Annotated in this window: 21 protein-coding genes; 15 read left to right on the forward strand and 6 right to left on the reverse strand. The window is 55.3% G+C overall.

All coding sequences use genetic code 11. From position 1 onward, the window contains the following. The first annotated feature begins 312 nt into the window (after positions 1-312). Positions 313-1,884, forward strand: coding sequence for a BCCT family transporter (locus tag K0I31_RS00240; RefSeq protein WP_220079549.1), 1,572 nt, complete (start codon positions 313-315; stop codon positions 1,882-1,884). Positions 1,885-1,987: 103 nt separating this feature from the next. Here K0I31_RS00240 and K0I31_RS00245 read toward each other — a convergent pair whose 3' ends face one another. From K0I31_RS00245 to K0I31_RS00260, 4 genes are all read right to left on the reverse strand, one after another. Then, the gene (locus K0I31_RS00245; RefSeq protein ID WP_220079550.1) at positions 1,988-2,707 is read right to left on the reverse strand and encodes a 3'-5' exonuclease; all 720 of its coding nucleotides are present in this window, start codon (positions 2,705-2,707) and stop codon (positions 1,988-1,990) included. 7 nt (positions 2,708-2,714) lie between these two features. Further along, positions 2,715-4,604, reverse strand: coding sequence for a putative nucleotidyltransferase substrate binding domain-containing protein (locus K0I31_RS00250; RefSeq protein WP_220079551.1), 1,890 nt, complete (start codon positions 4,602-4,604; stop codon positions 2,715-2,717). A 95-nt stretch (positions 4,605-4,699) separates the two neighbouring features. Continuing rightward, the gene (locus K0I31_RS00255; RefSeq protein ID WP_220043831.1) at positions 4,700-5,605 is read right to left on the reverse strand and encodes a substrate-binding domain-containing protein; all 906 of its coding nucleotides are present in this window, start codon (positions 5,603-5,605) and stop codon (positions 4,700-4,702) included. Between the two features lie 23 nt (positions 5,606-5,628). Further along, positions 5,629-6,474, reverse strand: a complete 846-nt coding sequence (locus K0I31_RS00260; RefSeq protein ID WP_011863863.1) for a formate dehydrogenase accessory sulfurtransferase FdhD — start codon at positions 6,472-6,474, stop codon at positions 5,629-5,631. Positions 6,475-6,769: 295 nt separating this feature from the next. On the opposite strand from K0I31_RS00260, the gene K0I31_RS00265 reads away from it, so the two are divergent. From K0I31_RS00265 to K0I31_RS00325, 13 genes are all read left to right on the forward strand, one after another. Continuing rightward, a complete protein-coding gene (locus K0I31_RS00265) occupies positions 6,770-7,240 on the forward strand; it encodes a DUF3305 domain-containing protein (protein WP_144202355.1) in 471 nt (156 codons plus the stop codon). Next, positions 7,240-7,830 (forward strand): DUF3306 domain-containing protein, encoded by a 591-nt coding sequence (locus tag K0I31_RS00270; RefSeq protein WP_220079552.1) that lies wholly within the window; start codon positions 7,240-7,242, stop codon positions 7,828-7,830. Before K0I31_RS00265 ends, K0I31_RS00270 begins: the two co-directional genes overlap by 1 nt. A gap of 187 nt (positions 7,831-8,017) precedes the next feature. Beyond that, entirely contained in the window at positions 8,018-9,688 is a 1,671-nt protein-coding gene (locus K0I31_RS00275) for a 4Fe-4S binding protein (protein ID WP_220080745.1), read from the forward strand. 10 nt (positions 9,689-9,698) lie between these two features. Beyond that, the gene (locus tag K0I31_RS00280) at positions 9,699-10,364 is read left to right on the forward strand and encodes a TorD/DmsD family molecular chaperone (RefSeq protein ID WP_011863867.1); all 666 of its coding nucleotides are present in this window, start codon (positions 9,699-9,701) and stop codon (positions 10,362-10,364) included. A 166-nt stretch (positions 10,365-10,530) separates the two neighbouring features. Further along, positions 10,531-10,731, forward strand: a complete 201-nt coding sequence (locus K0I31_RS00285; protein WP_011863868.1) for a twin-arginine translocation pathway signal — start codon at positions 10,531-10,533, stop codon at positions 10,729-10,731. Between the two features lie 51 nt (positions 10,732-10,782). Continuing rightward, positions 10,783-13,632: a formate dehydrogenase subunit alpha gene (locus tag K0I31_RS00290; protein ID WP_220045179.1), complete on the forward strand. Its 2,850-nt coding sequence runs from the start codon at positions 10,783-10,785 to the stop codon at positions 13,630-13,632. A 27-nt stretch (positions 13,633-13,659) separates the two neighbouring features. Beyond that, positions 13,660-14,250: a formate dehydrogenase FDH3 subunit beta gene (fdh3B, locus tag K0I31_RS00295; protein WP_011863870.1), complete on the forward strand. Its 591-nt coding sequence runs from the start codon at positions 13,660-13,662 to the stop codon at positions 14,248-14,250. 50 nt (positions 14,251-14,300) lie between these two features. Then, the gene (locus K0I31_RS00300) at positions 14,301-15,308 is read left to right on the forward strand and encodes a formate dehydrogenase subunit gamma (protein WP_220043834.1); all 1,008 of its coding nucleotides are present in this window, start codon (positions 14,301-14,303) and stop codon (positions 15,306-15,308) included. A gap of 492 nt (positions 15,309-15,800) precedes the next feature. After that, positions 15,801-15,998, forward strand: coding sequence for a twin-arginine translocation signal domain-containing protein (locus K0I31_RS00305; RefSeq protein ID WP_011863872.1), 198 nt, complete (start codon positions 15,801-15,803; stop codon positions 15,996-15,998). Positions 15,999-16,015: 17 nt separating this feature from the next. Further along, positions 16,016-18,871 carry a molybdopterin-dependent oxidoreductase gene (locus tag K0I31_RS00310; RefSeq protein WP_220072735.1) on the forward strand — a complete coding sequence of 952 codons (2,856 nt, stop codon included), beginning with the start codon at positions 16,016-16,018 and terminating at the stop codon, positions 18,869-18,871. Between the two features lie 20 nt (positions 18,872-18,891). Beyond that, the gene (gene fdh3B, locus K0I31_RS00315) at positions 18,892-19,461 is read left to right on the forward strand and encodes a formate dehydrogenase FDH3 subunit beta (RefSeq protein ID WP_011863874.1); all 570 of its coding nucleotides are present in this window, start codon (positions 18,892-18,894) and stop codon (positions 19,459-19,461) included. A 68-nt stretch (positions 19,462-19,529) separates the two neighbouring features. Beyond that, the gene (locus tag K0I31_RS00320; RefSeq protein ID WP_011863875.1) at positions 19,530-20,522 is read left to right on the forward strand and encodes a formate dehydrogenase subunit gamma; all 993 of its coding nucleotides are present in this window, start codon (positions 19,530-19,532) and stop codon (positions 20,520-20,522) included. A gap of 233 nt (positions 20,523-20,755) precedes the next feature. Then, positions 20,756-21,121 carry a hypothetical protein gene (locus tag K0I31_RS00325; protein ID WP_220079553.1) on the forward strand — a complete coding sequence of 122 codons (366 nt, stop codon included), beginning with the start codon at positions 20,756-20,758 and terminating at the stop codon, positions 21,119-21,121. Position 21,122: 1 nt separating this feature from the next. On the opposite strand, the gene K0I31_RS00330 is transcribed toward K0I31_RS00325, so the two are convergent. Further along, positions 21,123-21,620 carry a type II secretion system protein gene (locus tag K0I31_RS00330; protein WP_220079554.1) on the reverse strand — a complete coding sequence of 166 codons (498 nt, stop codon included), beginning with the start codon at positions 21,618-21,620 and terminating at the stop codon, positions 21,123-21,125. A gap of 226 nt (positions 21,621-21,846) precedes the next feature. Between K0I31_RS00330 and K0I31_RS00335 the strand changes: the two genes are divergently transcribed. Next, positions 21,847-23,226: a class II fumarate hydratase gene (locus K0I31_RS00335; RefSeq protein WP_220079555.1), complete on the forward strand. Its 1,380-nt coding sequence runs from the start codon at positions 21,847-21,849 to the stop codon at positions 23,224-23,226. A 44-nt stretch (positions 23,227-23,270) separates the two neighbouring features. On the opposite strand, the gene K0I31_RS00340 is transcribed toward K0I31_RS00335, so the two are convergent. Next, entirely contained in the window at positions 23,271-24,374 is a 1,104-nt protein-coding gene (locus K0I31_RS00340; protein ID WP_220079556.1) for a hypothetical protein, read from the reverse strand. Positions 24,375-24,503: the final 129 nt, after the last annotated feature.

Raw genomic sequence — 24,503 nt, forward strand, 5'->3', positions numbered from 1 at the left:
TTTTTAGGGAATATGAGTCCTATCCTCGGCCTGATTCATGTGAATAGTCGTAAGTTTAATCTCTATCCATAATCACCTTTATTGTTTGTATTCAAATCAATGTGTCGTTCATCCATATGCAGTATAAATCGGGTTTTTAGCGCTTAAATTGGATCTAAATGGTCGAAAACTGGCTGTAATTTGGAATAAAAGCGCTATGGCGTTACAATAGTGCCGAATATTTCTATTGTATTGCTATGAGTTCAAATCATTTTAATCAAATCTAAATGATGGCCTGGTGGCGATTCTTTGAGGTCTTAACGGAGAGAATCGATGACGAAAGGTATTGATAAATACAGCATTGAAAGCACCGACTATACGATCGGCCAGGACAATGTGCAGAAGTGGGGGTTCGATGTACACAACCCCGTATTTGGGGTGAGTGCCGGGCTAATTGCCGCCTTCCTGCTGGCGACCCTGTTGACCGATGCCGAGACAGCCAAGTCTGTGCTCGATGGCATCAAGTGGAAGATTATCGGCGCCTTCGATTGGCTGTTTATCTGGTCGGGGAATATTTTCGTGATCTTCTGCCTGGGCCTGATCCTCTCGCCCTACGGCAAGATACGTCTCGGCGGTAACGAAGCCACCGCGGACTACTCCTTTCTCTCCTGGTTATCCATGCTATTTGCCGCCGGTATGGGGATAGGCCTGATGTTCTGGAGTGTGGCCGAGCCCGTGGCCTACTTTACCGGTTGGTATGAGACGCCGCTTGGGGTCGAGCCCAACACGCCGGAGGCGGCCAAGTTGGCGCTGGGGGCCACCATGTTCCACTGGGGCCTGCATCCCTGGGCCATCTATGGTGTGGTCGCCCTGTCGTTGGCCTTCTTCACCTATAACAAGGGGATGCCCCTCTCTATCCGCTCCATCTTCTACCCTCTGCTGGGTGACAGAGCCTGGGGCTGGGCGGGACATATTGTCGATATCCTGGCCGTGCTGGCCACCCTGTTTGGTTTGGCGACCTCGCTAGGCCTAGGTGCCCAGCAGGCCGCCAGCGGTATCCACCATGTGTTTGGCATAGATGCCGGCCTTGGGCTGCAGATGATAGTTATCGTCGCCGTGACCCTGTTGGCCGTGGTCTCTGTGGTACGCGGGATCGACGGCGGCGTTAAGGTGATCAGTAATATCAATATGATAGTTGCCTTTGCGCTGCTGATCCTGGTGGCTATGATCGGCTACGCCGTCAGCCTGGGCAGCATTCCTACTACCCTGATGGCCTATGTGGAGAACATCATTCCCCTGAGTAATCCACATGGGCGCACCGATGAGGCCTGGTTCCAGGGCTGGACAGTATTCTATTGGGCCTGGTGGATCTCCTGGTCACCATTCGTGGGCATGTTTATCGCCAGGGTCTCTAAGGGGCGTACCGTGCGTGAGTTCATCACCGCCGTGCTGCTGGTGCCGACCGCTGTGACCCTTATCTGGATGTCGGTATTTGGTGGCATGGCGATCGATCAGGTGGTCAACAAGGTGGGTGAGCTGGGGGCCAAGGGCCTGACCGACGTGCCTCTGGCCATGTTTGAGATGTTCGATGTGCTGCCGTTCGGCACTCTGCTCTCTATCATCGCCGTGGTGCTGGTATTGGTGTTCTTCATCACCTCGTCGGATTCTGGCTCTCTGGTGATCGACAGCATCACCGCCGGCGGCAAGATAGACGCGCCTGTGCCACAAAGGGTGTTCTGGGCGCTTCTTGAGGGCGCGATTGCCATGGCGCTGCTGTGGATCGGTGGTACAGAGGCGATTCAGGCTCTGCAGGCCGGGGCTATCTCGACTGCACTGCCCTTTACTGTGATACTGCTGCTGATGTGTGTCAGCTTGCTGAAGGGGATGCGCACCGAGCGCTTCTAACGCGGGAATCGTGGAAAATAGAGGAGGCCGTTGGCCTCCTTTTTTATTGCCTGCGCCGATGTCAGAGCAAGTATAAACGCCAATACCAGAGCTTAGACAAGTGCTAGCACCAGAACTCCTTGATGGGGCGGTTGGGGTCGAAGTGATGGGCTATCTGTGCCTGCAGCAGCTCGGCGGTGGCGATGGCGTCGGTCAGGGCGTTGTGGGGCGGATAGCTGGGCAGGCCGTATCTCGAGCGGCTCTGGCTCAATCTCACCGAGCCTGGCTTGTCGCCCTTGAGGCGCTGTAGCAGACCGCCGTGTTGGCGCTTCTGTATCTCAGACTCCAGCGCCATAGTATCTATCAGGGGAAACTCTATCCCTTGGTGGATGCGGCGGATCAGCGCCCGCTCCAGGAACAGCCTCTCAATCGCCTGATAGTGCACCACCATGATCTTGCCCGCCATCTGCTCCAGCACCTGTTCGAAGATGGCGGAGAGATCCGGCGCGTCCAGTATGTCGCTGTGGGTGATGCCGTGGATGATCACCGACTCCTCGGCCAGCTGTTCTCTGGGCCTGACGGTCCAGTGCTGGGCGCGATTGAGAAAGATGCGCCGAAGTGTAAAGGGCACTGTGCCTATGCTGACGATATCGTCCTTGTCGACGTTCAGGCCCGTGGTCTCGAAGTCCATCGCCAGCAGCTCGACCTCCGCCAGCGGCGTGTCGGGGTCCGGCAGGCCGCCCAGATAATACTGGCGTAAACCCTGATGTTCCGTGGTCTTGAGCCTCTGCTCAAACTTACCCGGCCAGTCGATGCTCGGCGGTGACAATAGCTTCTTCAGCATCTTAGGCTCACTTAAACTGGTTGCTGGCGTTGTAGCGGAACTTGAGGAAGTTCTGGGCGTTACTCAAGATCTGAAAAGCATCCTTGAGGTTGCGGCGCTCGAAATCCGACAGGTGCTCTGGCTCTATGTTGTTGTCGGGATCGATTCCCTGCTCCACGTCTAAGGCCTGATGGCGGATGCGGACCATGGAGATGAACTCCATGGCGTCTCGCAGATCCTCGCCGCGTCCCTTGGGTAAGATGTTGGCGTCTATGATGTCGTCCAGACGCTCGAAGGAGTTGCGGGCGCGTGAGCCCACCGCCAGGGCATGTACCCGGATGAGATCCGCCAGCGGCGCCGTGCCGCGGCGCTTGAGGTTGATGGAGTTGTTGTGACGGCCATCTTTCTCCATCACGAAATCTTTGAAGAAACCCAGCGGCGGGGTGCGATTCAGGGCGTTGCGGGCGAGGCAGGCCAGGAAGCGGTTGTTCTTGCGTGCCCGGCGTACGATGAAGCCGTTGAGCTGCTCGGCCCACTTGAGGCGGCCATAGACGCCGTCGAGATCGAAGAAGATGGAGGCATTCAGCAGCGCCTTGGGGTTTGGATCGTCTATCCAGTCGGCGAAACAGGCCTCCCATTCTTTGCGTGTCATGCGCCACATGGGGTTGGTGGCCATGATATCCCCGGTGCAATAGCTGTAGCCGCAGCTATCCAGCCCATCGCAGACGAAGTTGGCCAGCTGGCTGAAGTAGTGGTCGTGCTTTGCCTTGTCGAAGTCGTCGTCGAGTATGATGGCGTTGTCCTGATCGGTCACGATCAGCTGCTCGTCGCGGCCCATGGACCCTAGTGCCAGGAAGCAGTAGGGGATGGGCGGTGGACCGAGTTTCTCTTCGGCCAGCTCGAGTATTCGCTGCTTGAAGCTGCGGCCGATCACCGACATGGCGCTGCCCACCATGTGAGAGTTGGCGTCTTCGTTCACCAGGCGCACGAAGCTGTCTTTGACCTGGGTGGCGAGGGCGGCCAGCTCCTCCAGACTCTGTTGCTGGAAGATGCTGCTCACCAGCAGCAGGGAGTTTTGCGACTCGTATCTGACGATATCCGTGGCTTCGATTATGCCTATGGGTTTGCGTCCCTTGCACACAGGCAGATGATGCACGTTGTAGCGCAGCATGGTGAGCATGGCCTCATAGACATAGGCGTTATGATCTAGGGTGATCACCTCTGTGCTTACCACGCCGGCCAGCTCGGTGGCCGGGTCTATCCCCTCGGCCACGACTCGGGTGCAGAGATCCCTGTCTGTGATGATGCCAAGCAGTGGGCTGGTGTCGCCGTCTTCATCCTCCAAGGCATCTGGGTCGATCACCAGGAGGGCGGAGACATTCTCCTGGGCCATCATAATGGCGGCTTGCTGTATGCTTTCTCCTTTGTGGATCACAGGGGCGTCGCGGGTGAGCAGTGTCTTCACCTTAGAGGTGGTCAGGTCGTTCTGTTCGCTGGTGTTAGAGACTGTCTGGCGCAGGCGGGCACTGTCCTCCACCTCGACGAAGTCGGCAAAGGTGTCGTACTCATCATACAGCTGCTGGAAGATCGCCTCTGGGATGCAATAGACCAGGGTGTCCTCGATCGCCTTGACCGGGAAGCGTACCTTGTTGTTGGTCAGCAGGCCCATTTGGCCGAAGAGATCGCCGCTGTCCAGGCGGTTATAGAGTTCGCCCTTGCGGCGGTAGACCTCTACCACGCCGCTGCGCACCATGTAGAGGTCATGGATCTGATCGCCGAAGTGGATGATGGGGGTGTCTTGGCGGTAGTAGGCGATCTCAACATGGTGGCTCACCATGGCGACCACCTCGTCGGGCAGGGCGTTAAACGGGGGATATTGGCTTAAGAAGTTTTGGATCTCGTTTAACTCTGCTTCCATAGATCTGCCTGTGGCTGATTTTCTCCTGTCATGGCTAACATACTACCCCATAGACCAGGCTATGTGTGGCGCCTGGCCTAAAAAGATCCCTTAGCTTAGTGGGCCGTCCACAACATCTGGCCGCACTGGCTGAGATCATAACCGCCCAGCTGAGCCGCCAGTTGGCGGGTCTGGGTGCTGCCGAGCATCTCGAACAGGGCCTGGAGCTGACGACGGAAGTAGATCCCTTGGGGCATCACGAAATCGAAGGATTCGGTCACCAGAGGCACGAAGCTTAGGCCGCTCTCCAGCGCCACCGATTGACAGCCGAAGCCGATGTCGGCCTCGTTACGGGCGATGAAGCCCGCCAGTTCACGCTCGCTATAGGCGGTGATCTGCGGATTGAGCTGCTCTATGCTGGCACCTTGCTTGATCAGCCAGTGTTCCAGGTGTTGCTGACTACCTGCGCCGGCTTGGCGGCCGACCCAGCGCCAGGGCAGGCCGATCACTTTCTCCTCTTCCTGACATCTGTGGTGCATCTCGCTGCGCATCATCAGCCCCTGCTGACGGGTGTAGCCGTGCACCATCACCCACTGCTGGTGGTTGGGGTAACCCTTGAGCAATGCCGGGTGACGTATGTTGCGCTCCTCCACATTGCCCCAGTGCAGGGTACAGACGTCGGCGTAGCCGCGCGACAGGAGATCCAGCCCCATGCGGGAGCCGGTTGAGCTGTAGCTAATCAAGTCGCTCTTGCCTATCTTTGACATGAGACGGGCCACCAACATGGAGAGCAGGGGATCGTCGCTGCCGGTGATATGCATGCGATCTGACAGCATGCCGCTATGGCAGGAGTCCATGACCCAACGGTCTATCAAAATCTTGGGAAACAACCATTTACCCGTCACCTTGGTGGCGGGCAATATGCGGTCGTTGGCCATGGAGTAGACCTTCTTCTCGTTCAGATCGAGATATTCGGCGACCTGTTTGGCGCTCATATAGACGAGTTCGCTGGGTTCAGTCATGGATAATCCTTTAACCTTCGCCGTTAACCTAGGTTACGTTTCGGCGGTGTGGCATCAAATTCGATATTTTCCGCACCATGATAGATGAGAAAGTGGCGCCCCTTGGCGCGGGCGATCATGGTGATCCCCAGCTTCTGGGCCAGTTCCAGCCCCATCTGGGTGGCACCGCTGCGCGACAGCAAGACAGGAATGCCCATCTTGGCCACCTTGATCACCATCTCTGAGGTGAGACGGCCCGTGGTGTAAAACAGCTTGTTGCCACCGCCCTGCTGCTTGAGCCACATCTCGCCGGCGAGGGTGTCGACCGCGTTGTGACGGCCGACATCTTCGACGAAGCCGATGATCTGATCGCCCTCGCACAGGCCACAGCCGTGTACGGCACCGGCATTCTTATAGGTCTCGTTGTAGGCGCTGATGTTGTTAAGCAGGCTGTAGAGCATGCTCTGTTTCAGCTGCGGCGTGGGCAGGCGGATATCCTCGACGCCATCCATGAAGCCGCCATAGACGGTGCCTTGGCCGCAACCTGTGGTGACCGTCTTCTCCGCCAGTTTCTCCTCCAGGTGCGCCGTCGACTCCTTGGTGATCACCGCCGCCGAGTTGACCTCCCAATCCACAATCACAGACTCGAGCTGATGGACGTCGCTGATGAAGCCCTGGTTCTTCAAATAGCCCAGAGCCAGCGCCTCGGGACGGGCACCCAGTGTCATCAGGGTCACTATGGGTCGCCAGTTTAGATAGAGGGTGAGGGGGCGCTCGCAGGCGATATATTTGTCGACCACTTCGCCCTGCTCGTTGATGGCTTTCACCGCCATGGTGAGTGGGGCATCGGCTTGGGTCTTGACCAGTGTGGGGTGTTTGAAACTTGTCATTGCTCTCGTCTTATTGCATTGGGGGCGCACTGAGCATAGCAAGTATCGTTCCCACGCAAGGATTTCGAGTGTAAATGCGTGATCCAGGCGTCGACTTTGTGCTATGTCGCCCTTTTCTGTCCCGGCCAAAATGGCTTTTAGGACAAATTGTCCTACGCTTGTTAGGGATTTGATGATCCAGTTCAAACTATTCCCCTTCTAGCGATGGCATGTAAATTGCTTTGTTAGGTCTATCGCTAACCCAATGCCCGGCGAATCAGCAATACGCCGGCCTGCTAGGCAAAACGGAGACGCAATGCAACATACCGAAAGTCAATGGCCCATGTATGTCTCACTGAAAAAGGTGGAGAAACAGATGGGGCGCTGGACCGCTGAAAGTTGGGAATTAGATCAGATAGTTCCCGCCACCCAGCCCGCACCAGCCGGGGCCCACATAGTGATGCTTGAACTCTACAAAGATGAGCGCGGCAGCTATCGCATCAACCTGGATATGGACAACGCCATGCTCTACGTGGTGTGCGACGAGCTGGAAGATGGCACCTGGGTGCCCGCCTATATCTCGGCCGACCAAAATGTCGCAGCCGGTTGCCTGGAGGGGGACACCCCAGTGCTGAACTTCCCCATGCCCAAGGCGATCGCCTGCTGGATCGAGGCCTTCATCACCCGCCACGGCGAGGTGGAGATCTGCGCCCATAGGCGTAAGCATGTCAATCGCCGTAAGAACGAGGGGCCGAGTACCAATCCGGATCGGGGGCTAGTGTCCTGATGAGTGATAAGCCAAGCGGACTCTTCGCACGCTGGACCCAGCGTCGCCAACAGGTGCAGGCCGAGGAAGAGGCGGCGCGTCTGGCCGAACAGGCCCATGAAACGCTGGTCGAGCCATCGGTTGAGGCCGAAGGCGCGGACGGTGTTGAAGCTAGCGACCAAGTCGCTCCCGAAGAGAAGAAGATACTGACCGCCGAGGACCTGCCGGATCCCGAGAAGATAGAGGTGGGCGGCAGCTTCGCCAGCTTCATGGCCGACAACGTCGATCCCGATGCCAAGACGGCGGCCCTGAGGGCCCTGTGGAAGCAGCCACACTATCACGAGATCGATGGCCTGCTGGAATATGCCCTGGACTATACAGATCAGCCCAAGTTGACCGCCGAGGTCTCGGCCGAGCTAGCCAAGAAGGTCTTCAGGCATCTGACCAAGGATGAAGAGACGGTCGAGGCGGCTGCCGAGACGGCGGAAACCCAGCTGGCACAGCAGGAAAATGCCACGGCGCAGGTCGAGGACAATTTGGACAGGGCATCCGATGAGGTGTCCCAAAATGAACCAGAAATACAGGCCTCAACCAAGCCTCCTGTTGTTTAAGGTAAGTTTAGAGTGCTTTTAAATCCATAAATTTGGTACGTGAATTGCTGTATTAACGACAATTAACAACGAGTTAGATAATCGTTGAACTTAGGGTGAAGCTGGCGCAACAAGCGCATGCCGTCAGAGCACAACAGCCACCCGGCTGATACAGCAGCCAAATACTGCTTAGGAACGCAATGTGAGCATGCATTTAGAGACGAGCGACAATTTGGCCCACCTGAAACAGGTGCGCCAGCAAGTGTTGGGACAGACACAAATTCTGCAAAACCTGATCCCACCCACAGTGAGTTACACCACAGAGGGCAATGTGTTGATCATTGGCCCGGAAGACTTGGCACGCCTGGCGGCCGACAAGCTGGCCAACATGGGTCAGCGCGCCATTCTGGCCAACGAGTCGATCACCAGCCAGGATGAAGACCACCTGGAGAAGGTGATGAACGCCGCCGAAGATGTCGAGAGCTATTACAACAAGCTCGTCGAGATCAAAGGCTTCCTGGGTCAGTTCCAGGTCAAGGTTGAGCATGACAATGGCACCGCCGATCTCAGCCTGGTGGCCATTCGTAAGGCCCATTTCGACCTGATCCTCGACCTGAGCCAAGCACCCTGCATCAACCTCGAGATGCTGCCGCCGGGTTACTTCTACGTGGGGCAGGATGAGGCCAAGTTGATGGATGCCATCGCCCAGCTGCCCGAGCTGATCGGTGAGTTCGACAAGCCGCGCTACGTCAAGGTGAACAGCGATATCTGTGCCCACCACAGAAACGGTATCGATGGCTGTAATCGCTGCCTCAACTTCTGTCCCGCCGATGCCATCGCCAGCGTGGACCATAAGATAGAGATCGACCCTTACCTCTGCCACGGTGCGGGCAGCTGTACCAATGCCTGCCCGACCGGCGCCATCAGCTATGACCTGCCGACGCCACAGGCGCTGCACTCCTACCTGAACAAGTTGGTGACACGCTTCCGTAGTGCGGCGCAGACCGCGCCTGTGATTTTATTCCACGATGCCAGCCTGGGAGCTTCGCTGATCGGCGACGAGCTGCCCGGTGCCATCTTGCCGGTGGAGCTGGAGGAGATCACGGTCGCCAGCATGGATCACTGGATGGCGGCCCTGGCCTGGGGCGCGCGTCAGATCTTGGTGCTCAACACAGAGGCCACGGCGCCAACCCTGACCCAGATGCTCAACGGCGAGCTCAAGCTGGCCAACGAGATCCTCGACGAGATGGGTCAGCCACAGCGTGTCAGCGTGATTGAGGCCAGTCAGATTGCCGACCTGGCCACATTGATCGAGCCGAGCGCCAGCTGGCCCATGATAGTGCCGGGCGAATTTGCCGCCACCACCAAGCGTGAGACTCTCTACGCGGCGATCGATCACCTCAACAGCCAGGCGGCCTCTACCGATGCCTGCCTGAGCAAGAGTAATATTCCTTACGGTAAGGTGAGCGTTAATACCGATAACTGCACCCTGTGTCTCTCCTGTGTGTCGACCTGTCCGACTCAGGCGCTGACCGACGGCGGTGAGAAGCCGGCGCTCTATTTTGTCGAGCAAGCCTGTGTGCAGTGCGGCTTGTGTGAGTCGGCCTGTCCGGAGAAGGTGATCAGCCTGACACCACAGATTAATTTCGATGCGACTGCTCGTCAGAGCCGTCAAACCCTGAATGAGGAGGCCCCGTTCGAATGTATTCGTTGTGGTACCCCATTCGCCACCCAATCCATGGTGCAACGGATGCTGGATGTAGTCGGCGGACACAGTGCCTTCAGTGCCAATACCGAGCGTCTGAAGATGTGTAGCGACTGCCGGGTAAAAGACATGTTTGAAGACATACTTCAAGATCCTGAAAAGCAACTGCGATAAGAGTTTAGCCATGACCGAATTAGTAAGAGAAGTTTCAGAAAACGATCAGTTAAGAGCCGATATCTACCAGCTTTTGGCGGCGCTTTTACGCAAGCAGCCAAGTGCTGAACTATTGCAGTTCCTTTCCACCCTGGAGATAGATGCCGACGATGACAGCGACATGACCAAGGCCTGGTTGGCGCTGAAATTGGCGGCGGAGCAGTTTACCCCTGAGCAGCTGGAAGATGAGTACTTCAACATCTTCCTCGGCGTGGGTAGCGGTGAGATCTTGCCCTATGGCAGCTGGTTCATGACGGGCTCGCTGATGGACAAGCCGCTGGCCCTGCTCAGACAGGATCTGGCTCAGTTGGGGTTTGAGCGCAGCGAAGAGGTGAAGGAGCCGGAAGATCATGTGGCCGCCCTGTGTGAGGTGATGGGCACCCTGATCCTCGAGGCGCCTGGCTTCCGCCAGTTGGCGTTTTACCAACGCCACATCGGCAGCTGGATCGAGCGCTTCTGTGACCACCTGGGACGGGCGCCGAGCGCGGCCTTCTATGCCACCGTGGCCCAGCTGGCGAAGGCGTTTTTCGTTATCGAAGCCAACGAATTTGAACAACTTAAGTTAGATATTCCGGTGAACTGCCCTGGCAGCGAAGCGGAGAAGATTGAACCGACAGCCAGCGAACTCGCGTCCTAGGTTGTGGTTTAGCTTAGTGGTCGGCGCCAGCGCGCCGACATATTGAAACCGAGGGGCAACCCTCACCAAGCGTCGGGTTCTGGTCTTAGTGTCGATAGGCTGCAAAGCCAAATCGACCGAGATGATGAGACTAGAGCCTAAATTGAGTCAACATCAAGGAGACACTATGAAGAAGCAAGCTTCTGATATGGGTCGTCGTCAATTGCTAAAAGCATTAGCCCTGGGCAGTGCAGCGGGTGCCGTGGCAACCGTGAGCGGCCAGGCCGCGGCGGCAACGCCTGCACCTCAAAAAGATGCAGCGCACGGCGATGGTTACCACGAGACAGATCATATTCGTAGTTATTACGCGTCTTTACGTACCAAGTAAGCCTTGGACGAGTAATTACGCAGTAATTCAATAACATTAGGAGAGTGTGTGATGCGATTAACCCGCAAAACAGACCAGGCAGAAGTCGCTAAAAAGCCTGCCCTGGGTCTAAGTCGTCGTCAGTTCCTTCAGTCTGCAGGTCTTGCTACTGGTGGTATTGCCGCGGCCTCTATGCTTGGCGCTGGAATGATGCGCAAAGCCGAAGCGAAAGAAGTGCCACATGATGCGCCAACTGAAGTGAAGCGTACCATCTGTTCTCACTGTTCAGTGGGCTGTGGTATCTATGCCGAAGTACAAAATGGTGTGTGGACAGGCCAAGAGCCAGCTTTCGACCATCCATTCAATGCCGGCGGCCACTGTGCCAAGGGTGCGTCTCTACGTGAGCACGGCCATGGTGAGAAGCGTCTCAAGTACCCCATGAAGCTAGAAGGTGGTAAGTGGAAGCGTATCTCTTGGGATCAGGCTATCGAGGAAGTGGGCCAGAAGGCGCTGGATATCCGTAAGGAATCAGGCCCGGATTCAGTCTTCTTCATGGGTAGTGCCAAGTTCTCTAACGAGCAGGCTTACCTTTACCGTAAATTCGCTGCCATGTGGGGCACCAACAACGTCGACCACTCGGCACGTATTTGTCACTCTACCACTGTAGCCGGTGTTGCCAACACCTGGGGCTATGGTGCGCAAACCAACTCGTTCAACGATATCCGCAACGCCAAGGCGATGATGTTTATCGGTTCTAACCCTTCAGAAGCGCACCCGGTTGCCATGCAACACATTCTGGAAGGTAAAGAGCGCGGCGCGAAGATTATCGTTGTCGATCCTCGTTTCACCCGTACTGCGGCTAAGGCCGACGAGTACGTGCATATTCGCCCTGGTACCGATATTCCTTATATCTATGGTCTGCTGTGGCATATCTTCGAAAACAAATGGGAAGACCAGACCTTCATCGATCAGCGTGTCTACGGCATGGAGCGTATCCGCGAAGCGGCCGCTAAGTGGAACCCTGAAGAAGTTGAAAACGTGGTCGGTGTGCCTAAAGAGCAGATGTACCGTGTGGCCAAGACACTGGCCGAGACTAAGCCTGGCACCATAGTCTGGTGTATGGGTGGTACTCAGCACCACATAGGTAATGCCAACACCCGTGCTTACTGTATCCTGCAGTTGGCCCTGGGTAATATGGGCGTCTCTGGTGGTGGTACTAACATCTTCCGTGGTCACGATAACGTACAGGGCGCTACCGACTTCGGTCTGCTGTTCGACACCCTGCCTGGTTACTATGGCCTGAAGACAGGTTCTTGGAAGCACTGGTGTAACGTATGGGATCTGGACTATGAGTGGGTGAAGGCTCGCTTTGACCAGGAACAGCGTCTGGGTCAGGATCCTATGACCTCTACCGGTATTCCTTGTTCTCGTTGGCACGACGGCGTGCTGGAAGACAAGTCTAAGATCGCTCAGAAAGACAACATCCGTATGTCATTCTTCTGGGGTCAATCGGTCAACACCGAAACCCGTGGCCGTGAGGTGCGTGAAGCACTGAATAAGATGGACACAGTAGTGGTTGTGGATCCATTCCCAACCATGGCGGGTGTGATGCATACCCGTAAAGACGGCGTCTATCTGTTGCCGGCGGCGACTCAGTTCGAGACCTATGGTTCGGTATCTGCCTCTAACCGCTCACTGCAGTGGCGTTCACAGGTGATCGAGCCGCTGTTCGAATCTAAGCCTGACCACGTCATCATGTACAAGTTGGCGAAGAAGTGGGGCATAGAGAAAGAACTGTGTAAGCATATCCAGGTGAACGGTGACGAGCCGTTGATCGAAGATATTGTCCGTGAATACAACAAGGGTATGTGGACCATTGGTTACACAGGTCAGAGCCCAGAGCGTCTCAAGATGCACCAGGAAAACTGGGGCACCTTCGACATCAAGAGCCTGGAAGCACCGGGTGGTCCAGCTAAGGGCGAAACCTACGGTCTGCCTTGGCCATGTTGGGGCACACCTGAGATGAAGCACCCAGGTACCCAGATCCTCTACCGTACCGACCGTGAAGTCCGCTTCGGTGGTGGTAACTTCCGTGCCCGTTACGGTGTTGAGCACGATGGTAACAACATCCTGGCCGAAGGCTCTTACTCTAAGGGCAGTGAGATCAAGGACGGTTACCCAGAGTTTACCGACAAGATGCTCAAGCAACTTGGCTGGTGGGACGACCTGACCGCAGAAGAGAAAGCGGCTGCCGAAGGTAAGAACTGGAAGACAGATATCTCTGGTGGTATCCAGCGTGTCGCCATCAAGCACGGTTGTATCCCATTTGGTAACGCTAAGGCCCGTTGTATCGTTTGGAACTTCCCTGATGATATTCCGGTTCACCGTGAGCCTCTGTATACGCCTCGTCGCGATCTTGTGTCTAAGTACCCAACTTACGATGATCGTATGGTTGCGCGTCTTCCTACCCTGTACAAGTCAATTCAGGATCAGGACTTCGCCAAAGAGTTCCCACTCGCCTTGACCTCTGGTCGTCTGGTTGAGTACGAGGGCGGTGGTGAAGAGACACGTTCTAACCCTTGGTTGGCAGAGCTTCAGCAAGAGATGTTTATCGAAATCAACCCTGCTGATGCGGCGGATCGTGGTCTACGTGATGGCGATGTCGTATGGGTTCACAGCCCAGAAGGCGCCAAGATCAAGGTGCAGGCAATGGTGACACCGCGTGTGATTGAAGGTGAGTGTTTCATGCCGTACCACTTCGCGGGTATGTTCGAAGGCGAGAGCCTGGAGAAGAGCTACCCAGAAGGTACAGTGCCTTACATCATTGGTGAGTCGGCCAACACCGTATTGACCTATGGCTATGACGTGGTGACCCAGATGCAAGAGACTAAGTCTAGCTTGTGTCAGATCACTAAAGCCTAACGGAACTTGATGAGGAGATAAGCCATTATGGCAGTCATGAAATTTCTATGTGACACCAAACGCTGCATCGAGTGTAACGGTTGCGTCACAGCATGTAAGAACGAAAACGATTCCGCTCTCGAGTGGGGTATCCAACGCCGTCGCGTCGTGACCATCAACGATGGTCAACCTGGTGAAGCCTCGATCTCTGTGGCTTGTATGCACTGTACCGACGCCCCTTGTCAGGCCGTTTGCCCAGCAAACTGCTTCTACAAGACGGAAGATGGCCTAACACTACACAACAAAGATACCTGTATCGGTTGTGGTTACTGCCTATACGCCTGCCCATTCGGTGCGCCTCAGTTCCCTAAGAAGAGCACCTTTGGCAGCCGCGGCAAGATGGACAAGTGTACTTTCTGTGCCGGTGGCCCAGAAGAGACCTTCTCCGAAGCCGAGCGTAAGAAGTACGGCGCTAACCGTCTGGCCGAGGGTAAGTTACCTATGTGTGCCGAGCTTTGTTCAACCAAGGCACTGCTCGCCGGTGATGCGGAAGTGGTTTCCAACATCTACCGTGAGCGTATTGCGGCCCGTGGTAACCCTAATGCGATCTGGGGCTACACCCCTAAGACTGGCGTTTAAAGTGAATGGTACCGTAAGCCTTCGGGCTTACGGTCTGTAAAGGAGTGACTATGTTATTAAAATCACTGCGCAGCCTATTCACTGTGTTGTTATTGCCATTGGTCTTGGCAATGGGCTTAGGCTTGACGACGTCAGCCTATGCCGTTGACGAACAGACCAGTCAACAGATGGCAAATACCAGCGACGCTGAGCTATGGCGAGCCGTGAAGTCAGGAGACAAGGGATACACCACAGCCAAAGGCGCTGAGGGTGGGGTCATGATTAACGTGTCGGCTATCGAAGGCACTAACGTTAAGAACGACTATCTCACCCCTGTGATGGCGCTGGCCGTTTGCGGTGTGTTCGGTGCTTTCTTGATCTTCTATCTGGTGAATGGCCCTTCAAAGCTAAGTCATGGTTTCTCTGGCAAGATGGTATTGCGCTGGAGCAAGGCCGATCTTTGGATTCACTGGGTGATGGCGCTTTCCTGCCTGGCGTTGATCTTTACCGGTCTTAACATCATGTTGGGTAAGCATGTGCTACAACCCTATGTGGGCACAGGCATTTGGGGCTCGCTGATCTACGGCAGCAAGACGATCCACGATTACGCGGGTCCCTTGTTCATCGTGGCCTGGGCTATCTGTGTGGTTAAATGGATGCCGTTGCAGACATTTAAGCTGTATGACCTTAAGTGGTTCCTGGTGGTTGGTGGCTACATCAACTTCGGACCCTTCAAGGGCAAGCACCCAGACAGCGGCTTCGCCAACGCCGGTGAGAAGATGTGGTTCTGGACGCTAACCCTGTTCGGTCTGTTTATCGCGGTATCCGGTATCATGCTGGTGATGCCTGGCCTGGAACTGCCACGTGAAGCCTCTATGGCGGCACTGCTGGTTCACGGCCTCAGCGCCATCATCATCATCGCCTTTACCATAGTCCACATCTGGATGGCGACGGTACTGAGTGAAGGTGGTATGGAGTGCATGAAGTCGGGTTACTGTGATGAGAACTGGGCGGTACAGCACCACAACCTTTGGTACGATGAGATCAAAGATAACGGTACCCTGACTTACAGGGACTAGACCTACAGCGACTAGACTCAAAACGCAGACGCGTTATTGAATAAAAGCGCATAGATGAAGCACCCCACCTAGGCACTAGGCGGGGTGTTTTTTTATGGTTAAAGGTTGAGAATTTCAGCGGATCTAGATCACCTTTGGCTGTTTTTTGAACGCGCTTTTTATTTTCAATAACAACAACTTCATTACATCTACTGGATCCCGGTTTTAGCTATTTTTAGGGATTGCCAGCAAAGTGTATTGGCTAAAGTATGACTGGCTTAACACTTTGGCCATTTATTCATTTTTTCCGCTTATTGACCCCTGTTTAGATCAATATCTCTGCCTCGCTTCTTACCTATATTGCAACGGCAATTAAATCGGATGTTTTTAAAAAACATAGCATTTTTACCAAACCGCCACCTGTGAATAACATTGCCTTAACCAAGGTGCCGATGGCGGTTTTGAATAAATCATCCCTACCAATCGAAACTTCCTAATCCACTAGGAGCAAGAATGAAGAAGCAACAGCCCGATCTGAATCGCAGATCTTTGCTGAAAGCACTCACCATAGGTGGTACGGCCGGTGTGGCCATCGCCGCGAGTGGTGTGAGTGTTGCCAATGCAACCGAAAGTAAATCTCAAGAAAAACATGCCGATGGCTACCATGAAACTGCACATATCCGCAGTTATTACAATAGCTTGCGTAGCTAATTAGGAGAATTTGAGCGATGAAGTTAACGCGCAAAACAAACGAGGCAGTCGCCGCGGCTAAGCCAAGCTTAGGCATCAGCCGTCGTCAATTCATGAAGCATGCGGGTATCACAACCGGTGGTATCGCAGCAGCCTCTCTTCTCGGTACCGGCATGATGCGCCGCGCCGAAGCGAAAGATATTCCACACGATGCCCCAATCGAGATCAAGCGTACCGTATGTAGTGCCTGTGCTGTGGGTTGTGGTCTGTATGCCGAAGTCCAAAATGGTGTCTGGACGGGTCAGGAACCAGCATTCGATCACCCATTCAACGCCGGTGGTCACTGTGCCAAAGGTGCTGCGCTGCGTGAACATGGTCACGGCGAGAAGCGTCTTAAGTACCCAATGAAGCTGGTCGACGGTAAGTGGAAGAAGCTTTCTTGGGAGCAGGCCTTCAACGAAGTCGGTGACAAGATGCAGAGCATCCGTCAAGAGTCTGGCCCAGATTCACTCTACTTCATGGGTAGCGCTAAGTTCTCTAACGAAGGCTGCTACATGTACCGTAAATTTGCGGCCATGTGGGGTACCAACAACGTCGACCACTCGGCACGTATCTGTCACTCTACCACTGTAGCCGGTGTTGCTAACACCTGGGGTTATGGTGCGCAAACCAACTCTTTCAACGACATTCAGAATGCGAACGCGATCTTCTTCATCGGTTCAAACCCTGCCGAGGCACACCCTGTTGCCATGCAGCATATTCTGATTGCCAAAGAGAAGAACAACGCCAAGATCATCGTGGTTGACCCACGTTTCTCTCGCACCGCGGCTCACTCAGATCTGCACTGTGCACTGCGTCCTGGTACCGATATTCCGTTCATCTACGGTATGTTGTGGCACATCTTCGAAAACGGCTGGGAAGACAAGACTTTCATCCAGCAGCGCGTGTTCGAGATGGACACCATCCGCGAAGAGGTGAAGAAGTTCCCACCACAAGAAGTGGCTAACATCACAGGCGTGAGCGAAGAGCAGGTTTACCAAGCGGCTAAGCTGATGGCCGAAAACCGTCCTGGTACTGTGGTTTGGTGTATGGGTGGTACCCAGCACCACGTTGGTAACGCCAACACCCGTGCCTACTGTATCCTGCAGTTGGCTCTGGGCAACATGGGCGTATCTGGCGGCGGTACTAACATCTTCCGTGGTCACGATAACGTACAGGGCGCAACCGACTTAGGTCTGCTGTTCGATACCCTGCCTGGCTACTATGGCCTGAAGACAGGTTCTTGGAAGCACTGGTCACACGTTTGGGATCTGGATTTCGACTGGGTTAAGGGTCGTTTCGACCAGAACGAATACCTGGGTCGCATCCCAATGAACACTCCTGGTATTCCATGTTCTCGTTGGCATGACGGCGTATTAGAGACGCCTGAGAAGCTGGCGCAGAAAGATCGCGTGCGCATGGCCTTCTTCTGGGGTCAATCTGTTAACACAGAAACCCGTCAGCGCGAGGTGCGTGACGCCCTGGATAAGATGGACACAGTCGTGGTTGTGGATCCATTCCCAACTATGGCGGGTGTCATGCACCGTCGTAAGAATGGTGTCTACCTACTACCTGCGGCGACTCAGTTCGAGACCGAAGGTTCGGTATCTAACTCTGGCCGTAGCCAGCAGTGGCGTGAGAAGGTGATCGAGCCACTGTTCGAATCTAAGACAGATATCGAGATCATGTATCGCCTGTCGCAGAAACTCGGTTTCGACAAGGAATACACTAAGCGCATCGCTAAAGATGCCAAAGACATGCTAGTGATCGAAGACATCACCCGCGAGATCAACCGCGGTATGTGGACTATCGGTATGTCTGGCCAAAGCCCAGAGCGTCTGAAGCTGCACACCCAAAACTGGGGTACCTTCAGCAACAAGACGCTTGAAGCAGAAGGCGGCCCAGCCAAGGGCGAAACCTATGGTCTACCATGGCCATGTTGGGGCACACCAGAGCAGAAGCACCCTGGTACCCAGATCCTCTACAACACAAGCAAACACGTGCTGCAGGGCGGTGGTAACTTCCGTGCCCGTTATGGCGTCGAATACCAAGGCAAGAACCTGCTGGCCGAAGGCAGCTTCTCTAAGGGCAGCGAGATCCAAGACGGTTACCCAGAGTTCAGCGACAAGCTGCTCAAGCAACTGGGCTGGTGGGACGACCTGACCGCCGAAGAGAAGGCGGAAGCCGAAGGCAAGAACTGGAAGACCGACCTTTCTGGCGGTATCCAGCGTGTGGCCATGAAGCACGGCTGTATCCCATTTGGTAACGCTAAGGCCCGCTGTATCGTGTGGACCTTCCCGGATCAAGTGCCTGTACACCGTGAGCCGCTGTACACGCCGCGTCGCGATCTCGTGTCTAAGTACCCAACCTACGACGACATGCAGGTTCATCGTCTGCCTACGCTGTACAAGTCTATTCAAGAGAAAGACACGGCAACCAAGTACCCACTGGGCCTGACCTCTGGTCGTCTGGTTGAGTACGAGGGTGGTGGTGAAGAGTCTCGCTCTAACCCATGGCTGGCCGAGCTGCAACAAGAGATGTTTGTTGAGATCCATCCAGGCGATGCCGCCGACCGTGGTATCCGCAACGGCGATACCGTATGGCTGGAAGGCGCCGAGGGTGGCCGCATCAAGATCAAGGCCATGGTTACCCCTCGTGTTAAGCAAGGTGTTACCTGGATGCCATACCACTTCGCCGGTGTGATGCACGGTGAGAGCCTAGAGAATAACTATCCAGAAGGTACTGTGCCTTATGTGATTGGTGAGTCTGCGAACACGGCATTGACCTATGGTTATGACCCTGTCACGCAGATGCAAGAGACCAAAGCGTCGCTTTGTCAGATCACTAAAGCTTAAGTATCGGGAGATTTGCCATTATGGCTACAATGAAATTTTTATGTGATACCAAGCGCTGCATCGAATGTAACGGCTGTGTCACGGCATGTAAGAACGAAAACGACTCTGCGCTGGAGTGGGGTATTCAACGTCGCCGCGTGGTGACCATCAACGACGGTCAGCCAGGCGAAGCCTCTATCTCTGTGGCTTGTATGCACTGTACCGACGCCCCTTGTCAGGCGGTTTGCCCGGCTAACTGCTTCTACAAGACGGAAGATGGTCTGACGCTGCACAACAAAGACACCTGTATCGGTTGTGGCTACTGTCTGTACGCCTGTCCGTTTGGCGCGCCTCAGTTCCCTAAGAAGGGCGCCTTCGGCAGCCGCGGCAAGATGGACAAGTGTACCTTCTGTGCCGGTGGTCCTGAAGAGAATCACTCAGATGCAGAGCGTCAGAAGTACGGTTCTAACCGTATTGCCGAAGGCAAGCTGCCTATGTGTGCCGAGTTGTGTGCGACTAAGTCGCTACTTGCCGGTGATGCTGAGGTTATCTCAAACATCTTCCGCGAGCGTGTTGCATACCGTGGTTCGAAAAATGCGATTTGGGGTTAATCCCCAGCTTGTATAAGGCCACAACAATCCACACCGGGCTCGCCCGGTGTGGACGATAAGGATGTAATATGAACAAATGGTTCAAACAATTTAGCGTGATCTTAGCGCTAGTGATAGGTACCACCTTCAGTGCCCTGTCGTTCGCCCATGGCGACGCGACCGACCATACCCATGCCGCCACCGAGGGGCAGATCTGGTCAGAGATTCAGGCAGGCGCCACCGGATACACTACCTCTCACGGTCAGTTCCACAACCAGCCAATCAACAGCTATGATCTGCGGGTTCTCGAGCTTCGCAGCGACTGGCTCGCACCTGCCCTGATGGCGGCGCTGTTTGGCATGATCATCATCTTCGTGCTGTTCATCAAGGTGAACGGTATCTCCAAGTTGCATCACGGCTTCTCGGGCAAGATGGTGTATCGCTGGTCGAAATTTGATGTCTCTATCCACTGGTTGGGGGCTATCCCTTGTCTGCTGCTGATCCTCACGGGTTTGACCCTGCTGGCGGGACGCTTCTTCTTCCAGCCATACCTGGGTGAAGGCTTCTGGGCCGGTCTGGTCTATGGCGCCAAGCAGATCCATGACTATATGGCGATCCCCTTCATGATTGGTTGGGCGCTGATGACCACGCTGTGGGCTAAGAATCAGCTGCCTAAGATGTATGATGTTAAATGGTTCCTGGTGGTTGGTGGTTACATCAACTTCGGTCCCTTCAAGGGTAAGCACCCGGATGCAGGCTTTGCCAACGCCGGTGAGAAGATGTGGTTCTGGGCCTTCGCCTTCTTTGGACTGATCATCTCGGCCTCTGGCATGTTGCTGCTGTTCCCGAACCTGTTCGAGCCTAGCCGCACCCTGAGCCTGATCGCCCTGGTACTTCACTCTGTCAGTGCCATCGTTATCTGCGCCTTCTCTATCGTTCACATCTTCATGGCGACCGTGATGTCAGAAGGTGGTATGGAGTGTATGGTGTCGGGTTACTGTGATGAAAACTGGGCGACCCAGCATCACAACCTTTGGTATGACGAGATCAAGGCCAACGGCACGCTGAAGTACAAAGCGTAAGGCGTTCGTCGCACGCATCAGCGTTTCTGTTACCATGGAAAAACACCTCACCGGGTTGCCGGCGGGGTGTTTTTTTATGCCTGCTGTTTAATGCCTGAAGCAGAGAGTCGCTGCTAGTTAGAGTAGCTTTTAGCAACATTAGCCGGTAGAAATATTAGTCATTGAGAATGTTGACAATAACCGCAAAGCCACTAAGTTGTGAGAAAAGCAATTTCACCATAATGGAGCTGAATATGATCAGAAGGATCTTGATGGCGCTCGCCCTGAGTCTGAGTGTTAGTTTGAGTTTAAGTGTTAGCTTTAGCAGCCTTGCCGATACTTTTCGGGTGACCTCAGAGGTCAGCCTGCAAGGCGAGGTGCTTGGCGCGCCGACGCTAGTGATTGATAAGGTTGAGGCCGAGCGGGTGATGCTGGCGGATAAGTACCAGTTCAGCGTTAAGGTTACGCCACACGATGAGGCTCAGGTGTTGGTGGATTTTAGCCTGAGTGGCGAGGGTTATGAGACAGAATCACAGGCGATAGTCGACCTGGACAAGGCCGCCTTGCTCACCTTTGGCGACCAGACATTTATCTTTCTCATCAACAGGGTAGGCGACTGACTTAACAGTCGTTGTCCATGATTTTGGTGGTCACGCTATCGGCAGTCGTGTCGACCCTCAAATAGCAGGCGAGGGCGCCGTCTGCCATGAGATCTCCAGGGGTCTTATACAGGCTGCGATCGCCGATGCGCAGCTCGATATCTTCCACCGTCCAGCGCCCGCCATAGAACCATTCACTCATGGTGACCGTCAACAGCTGAGTTACCGCATCGCCGCCCCATACCGGGTTGCCATATCTCACCTGGATTTTTTGGCTGTCGCCTGGGTTGAGGAAGAAGCTGGCCTTAGGCTGTTTCTCTAGCCCCTGGATGGCCGAGCGGGCATAGACAAGTTGATTTGCGGCCCGCACCGAGGCCTCTAGCTGCTTGAGCTGGGCGATCCTCGCCTCTCGCGTCAGGCTTATCCACCTGCTGGCGGCCGCTACGCTGAGAATAGCCAGTATGATGATCACCACCACCATCTCTATCAGGGTAAAGCCAGAGGCTCCTTTATGTCTCATGGTTACTCGCATCTACAGGTTAACGCTTGGCATTAAATAAAGTGGAGGCAGCCTAACTGCTTGAGAGACATTTGCAAGCGAAATTGAGTCGATTCTTGCAATAACATATTGAATGATAATGGGTTGTTTGTTAGCTGTTGCGGTTAGGTTTGCGCCGTGTTGCCGGGTCGCGACCCGGCAGAAATTGACCTAAGATCAAGCTAGTCTCAATAAGCAGGAGAGAGAGATGGAGAGTAAAGCGGTAAGCGACAGCATGGGCGATCTCAATATTCCCGCCGATGCCCTCTACGGCGCGCAGACGGCGCGGGCGATCAAGAACTTTCCCGTGAGCGGTCGTCCCATGCCCCGCAGCTTCATTCGTGCCTTGTTGCTGGCTAAGCTCGCCGCCGCCGAGGCCAACGCGGCACTTAGGCTGCTGCCGCCCAATATCGCCCCGGCGGTCGCCCAGGCGGTGCAGGAGCTGCTGGCGGATCCCCAGATGATGCGCCATTTCCCCATCGACATGTTTCAGACCGGCTCGGGCACCAGCAGCAACATGAACGCCAACGAGGTGCTTGCGACTCTGGTATCGAAGAGCCTGGGTCAGGCGGTGCATCCCAACGATGTGATTAACCTGGGGCAGAGCAGCAACGATATCATTCCCAGCGCTATCCATATCAGCGCTTTGTTGGCGGTAGAGCAGTCGCTGCTCCCCTCGTTAACCCTGCTGTCGCAGACCATCACCAATAAGGCGCAACAGCTGGCCGATGTCACCAAGACGGGGCGCACCCACCTGATGGATGCCATGCCGGTGCGTTTCGATCAGGTGTTGGGGGGCTGGGCGAGCCAGATCGACGATTGCCGCGAGCGGATCGCCAGCCAAGGCGACGCCCTGGCCCAGCTGCCCGTGGGCGGCACGGCGGTGGGAACCGGGGTCAACACCCACGAGGAGTTCTCCCGGCTGTTCTGCGAGAGACTCAGCGCCCTGACACGCACCCAGTTTCGTCCGGCGGATAATCTGTTTAGCCGCATGGCGAGCCATGATACCGCCGTCGCTCTCTCGGGCCAGCTGAAGACGCTGGCGGTGGCCATCATGAAGATCAGCAACGACCTGCGCTGGATGAACTCCGGCCCACTGGCGGGTCTGGGTGAGATTAGCCTGCAACCTTTGCAGCCGGGATCTTCCATCATGCCGGGCAAGGTCAACCCAGTGATCCCCGAATCCGCCTGTATGGTGGCGGCCCAGGTGATGGGCAAGGATATGGCGATCACTATCGCCGGTCAGTCCGGTAACTTCGAGCTCAACGTGATGCAGCCGCTGATCGCGGTTAACCTGCTAGAGAGCATAGAGATCCTCAGCAATGTCTCGCGCCTCTTGGCGGACAAGGCGATTGCGAGTTTCGTGGTGAATCGAGGCAAGATAGCCGACTCACTGCATCGCAATCCCATACTGGTCACCGCACTAAGCCCCAAGGTCGGCTATGTGCAGGCCGCTAAGATAGTCAAGCAGGCCTATCAGGAGCAGAGGCCGATACTCGAGGTCGCCATGGAGCTCACCGACCTTAGCGAGGAGGAGCTCAGGCGCCTGCTGGATCCCGAGCGCCTGACCCGCGGCGGCCTGACCTAGAACCTGATGCCGTCAAGCGATGGCAGCATAGCTCAGGGCGCCCGTCAGCGGATCTCTGTGGTGAGCCGATAGCGCGCCATCTCCTTTTGCGTCATCCAGTGGGCACCTTCAGACGGTGCCGAGGTGAGGGTAAACAGGTAGAAGGGGATCCCCTGTTTGCCCAGCATGCGGCTGAAATAGGTCGCCTGGCTGCGATGGGCGGCGTCGCTATAGGAGATCTCTGTGGCGTCGCGGCCAAGCTCGCCGTCGCTCCAGCTGTGTACGCCAACTTGCTGGTTTCCTGCGACACTAACCTTGGTATCTTGCAGCTCCAGGGTGCGCCTTACCCCGGCGGCAAACAGGTCCGTGGCACCGGAGAAGACACGTCCCGCGCGGCTGACCTTGGTATCCAGCCCCTGCTCGCGGATCAGCAAGCCGGTATACATGTTGACCTCATCGTCGGCGGAGCCGCCGACAAAGTTATCGAACACCAGCACCTTCTTCCTCTCGGGGTAATGATCCACCAGGCGTTTAAGCGCCTGATAGCTGGTGACCCCCAGGGTCGAGCTAACCGGGTTGTCGCAGTCCGCCGTGCACCACTGGTTGTTGATCAGCGGCTCGAAATAGTTGCTGGTGAGGATCTCGATGCCTGCGTCACCCTCCCGAGGCGAGAAGAGGGTCGAACCTATCGAGGAGGCGTACTCCAGCCAGTCGCTGACAAAGCTAAGGCGTAGGTATTGCTGCTTCTCGCGGGTGCGCAGCTCGAAGATGCTCTTGTCATTCTGTGTTAGTCGTTTGACGTCAGAGCAGTCGAAGCTGTCTATGCGGTGGGGGCCGGAAAAGATCTGACAATCCAGCAGCTGCAACTCGTCAAACTTGATCCCTAAGGTGAGGTTATGACCCTTCTCGCTGCTGAGTGCCAGCAGCAGATAAGGAATCTGTTTTTGGGTGTCGACGAAGATGTCGGCGTATTCCAGCCTGTCGTAGTGGGTGTGTTGGTACTCGAGTTGAATCGATGAAAATATCGGTTCGCGCTCCTGGATCAACGCCTCGAGTTTCTCCTGATTAAAGGCGAAGTTAGCCAGCGGCGGCTGCACTCTGGGTTGGTCGGCGTTACAGCCCAGTAGACTGCTGAACACCAGCAGCAGGGGTAGGATAAGGCGTGGCATGGCGGTCTCCTGCGATAAAAATATCAGTGTAATCAGGGCCGCGGGTGATTACTGTCAGCAGTTTGTATCGCTTTGTCAGTCGACCGAAATGGGGGAGGAATTGCTGGGAGGAGTTGCTGGAGGCGACAT

This window comes from Shewanella spartinae, from assembly GCF_019457555.1.
Lineage (GTDB): Bacteria > Pseudomonadota > Gammaproteobacteria > Enterobacterales > Shewanellaceae > Shewanella > Shewanella loihica.

What these genes read in the sequence shown, in the direction of transcription:
- K0I31_RS00305 (WP_011863872.1), top strand. Translation starts at nt 15,801, where the DNA reads ATGAAGAAGCAACAGCCCGATCTGAATCGCAGATCTTTGCTGAAAGCA.
- K0I31_RS00250 (WP_220079551.1), bottom strand. Translation starts at nt 4,604, where the DNA reads ATGGAAGCAGAGTTAAACGAGATCCAAAACTTCTTAAGCCAATATCCC.
- fdh3B (WP_011863870.1), top strand. Translation starts at nt 13,660, where the DNA reads ATGGCAGTCATGAAATTTCTATGTGACACCAAACGCTGCATCGAGTGT.
- K0I31_RS00290 (WP_220045179.1), top strand. Translation starts at nt 10,783, where the DNA reads ATGCGATTAACCCGCAAAACAGACCAGGCAGAAGTCGCTAAAAAGCCT.
- K0I31_RS00285 (WP_011863868.1), top strand. Translation starts at nt 10,531, where the DNA reads ATGAAGAAGCAAGCTTCTGATATGGGTCGTCGTCAATTGCTAAAAGCA.
- fdh3B (WP_011863874.1), top strand. Translation starts at nt 18,892, where the DNA reads ATGGCTACAATGAAATTTTTATGTGATACCAAGCGCTGCATCGAATGT.
- K0I31_RS00270 (WP_220079552.1), top strand. Translation starts at nt 7,240, where the DNA reads ATGAGTGATAAGCCAAGCGGACTCTTCGCACGCTGGACCCAGCGTCGC.
- K0I31_RS00300 (WP_220043834.1), top strand. Translation starts at nt 14,301, where the DNA reads ATGTTATTAAAATCACTGCGCAGCCTATTCACTGTGTTGTTATTGCCA.
- K0I31_RS00260 (WP_011863863.1), bottom strand. Translation starts at nt 6,474, where the DNA reads ATGACAAGTTTCAAACACCCCACACTGGTCAAGACCCAAGCCGATGCC.
- K0I31_RS00240 (WP_220079549.1), top strand. Translation starts at nt 313, where the DNA reads ATGACGAAAGGTATTGATAAATACAGCATTGAAAGCACCGACTATACG.
- K0I31_RS00265 (WP_144202355.1), top strand. Translation starts at nt 6,770, where the DNA reads ATGCAACATACCGAAAGTCAATGGCCCATGTATGTCTCACTGAAAAAG.
- K0I31_RS00275 (WP_220080745.1), top strand. Translation starts at nt 8,018, where the DNA reads ATGCATTTAGAGACGAGCGACAATTTGGCCCACCTGAAACAGGTGCGC.
- K0I31_RS00335 (WP_220079555.1), top strand. Translation starts at nt 21,847, where the DNA reads ATGGAGAGTAAAGCGGTAAGCGACAGCATGGGCGATCTCAATATTCCC.
- K0I31_RS00280 (WP_011863867.1), top strand. Translation starts at nt 9,699, where the DNA reads ATGACCGAATTAGTAAGAGAAGTTTCAGAAAACGATCAGTTAAGAGCC.
- K0I31_RS00245 (WP_220079550.1), bottom strand. Translation starts at nt 2,707, where the DNA reads ATGCTGAAGAAGCTATTGTCACCGCCGAGCATCGACTGGCCGGGTAAG.
- K0I31_RS00320 (WP_011863875.1), top strand. Translation starts at nt 19,530, where the DNA reads ATGAACAAATGGTTCAAACAATTTAGCGTGATCTTAGCGCTAGTGATA.
- K0I31_RS00340 (WP_220079556.1), bottom strand. Translation starts at nt 24,374, where the DNA reads ATGCCACGCCTTATCCTACCCCTGCTGCTGGTGTTCAGCAGTCTACTG.
- K0I31_RS00330 (WP_220079554.1), bottom strand. Translation starts at nt 21,620, where the DNA reads ATGAGACATAAAGGAGCCTCTGGCTTTACCCTGATAGAGATGGTGGTG.
- K0I31_RS00255 (WP_220043831.1), bottom strand. Translation starts at nt 5,605, where the DNA reads ATGACTGAACCCAGCGAACTCGTCTATATGAGCGCCAAACAGGTCGCC.
- K0I31_RS00310 (WP_220072735.1), top strand. Translation starts at nt 16,016, where the DNA reads ATGAAGTTAACGCGCAAAACAAACGAGGCAGTCGCCGCGGCTAAGCCA.
- K0I31_RS00325 (WP_220079553.1), top strand. Translation starts at nt 20,756, where the DNA reads ATGATCAGAAGGATCTTGATGGCGCTCGCCCTGAGTCTGAGTGTTAGT.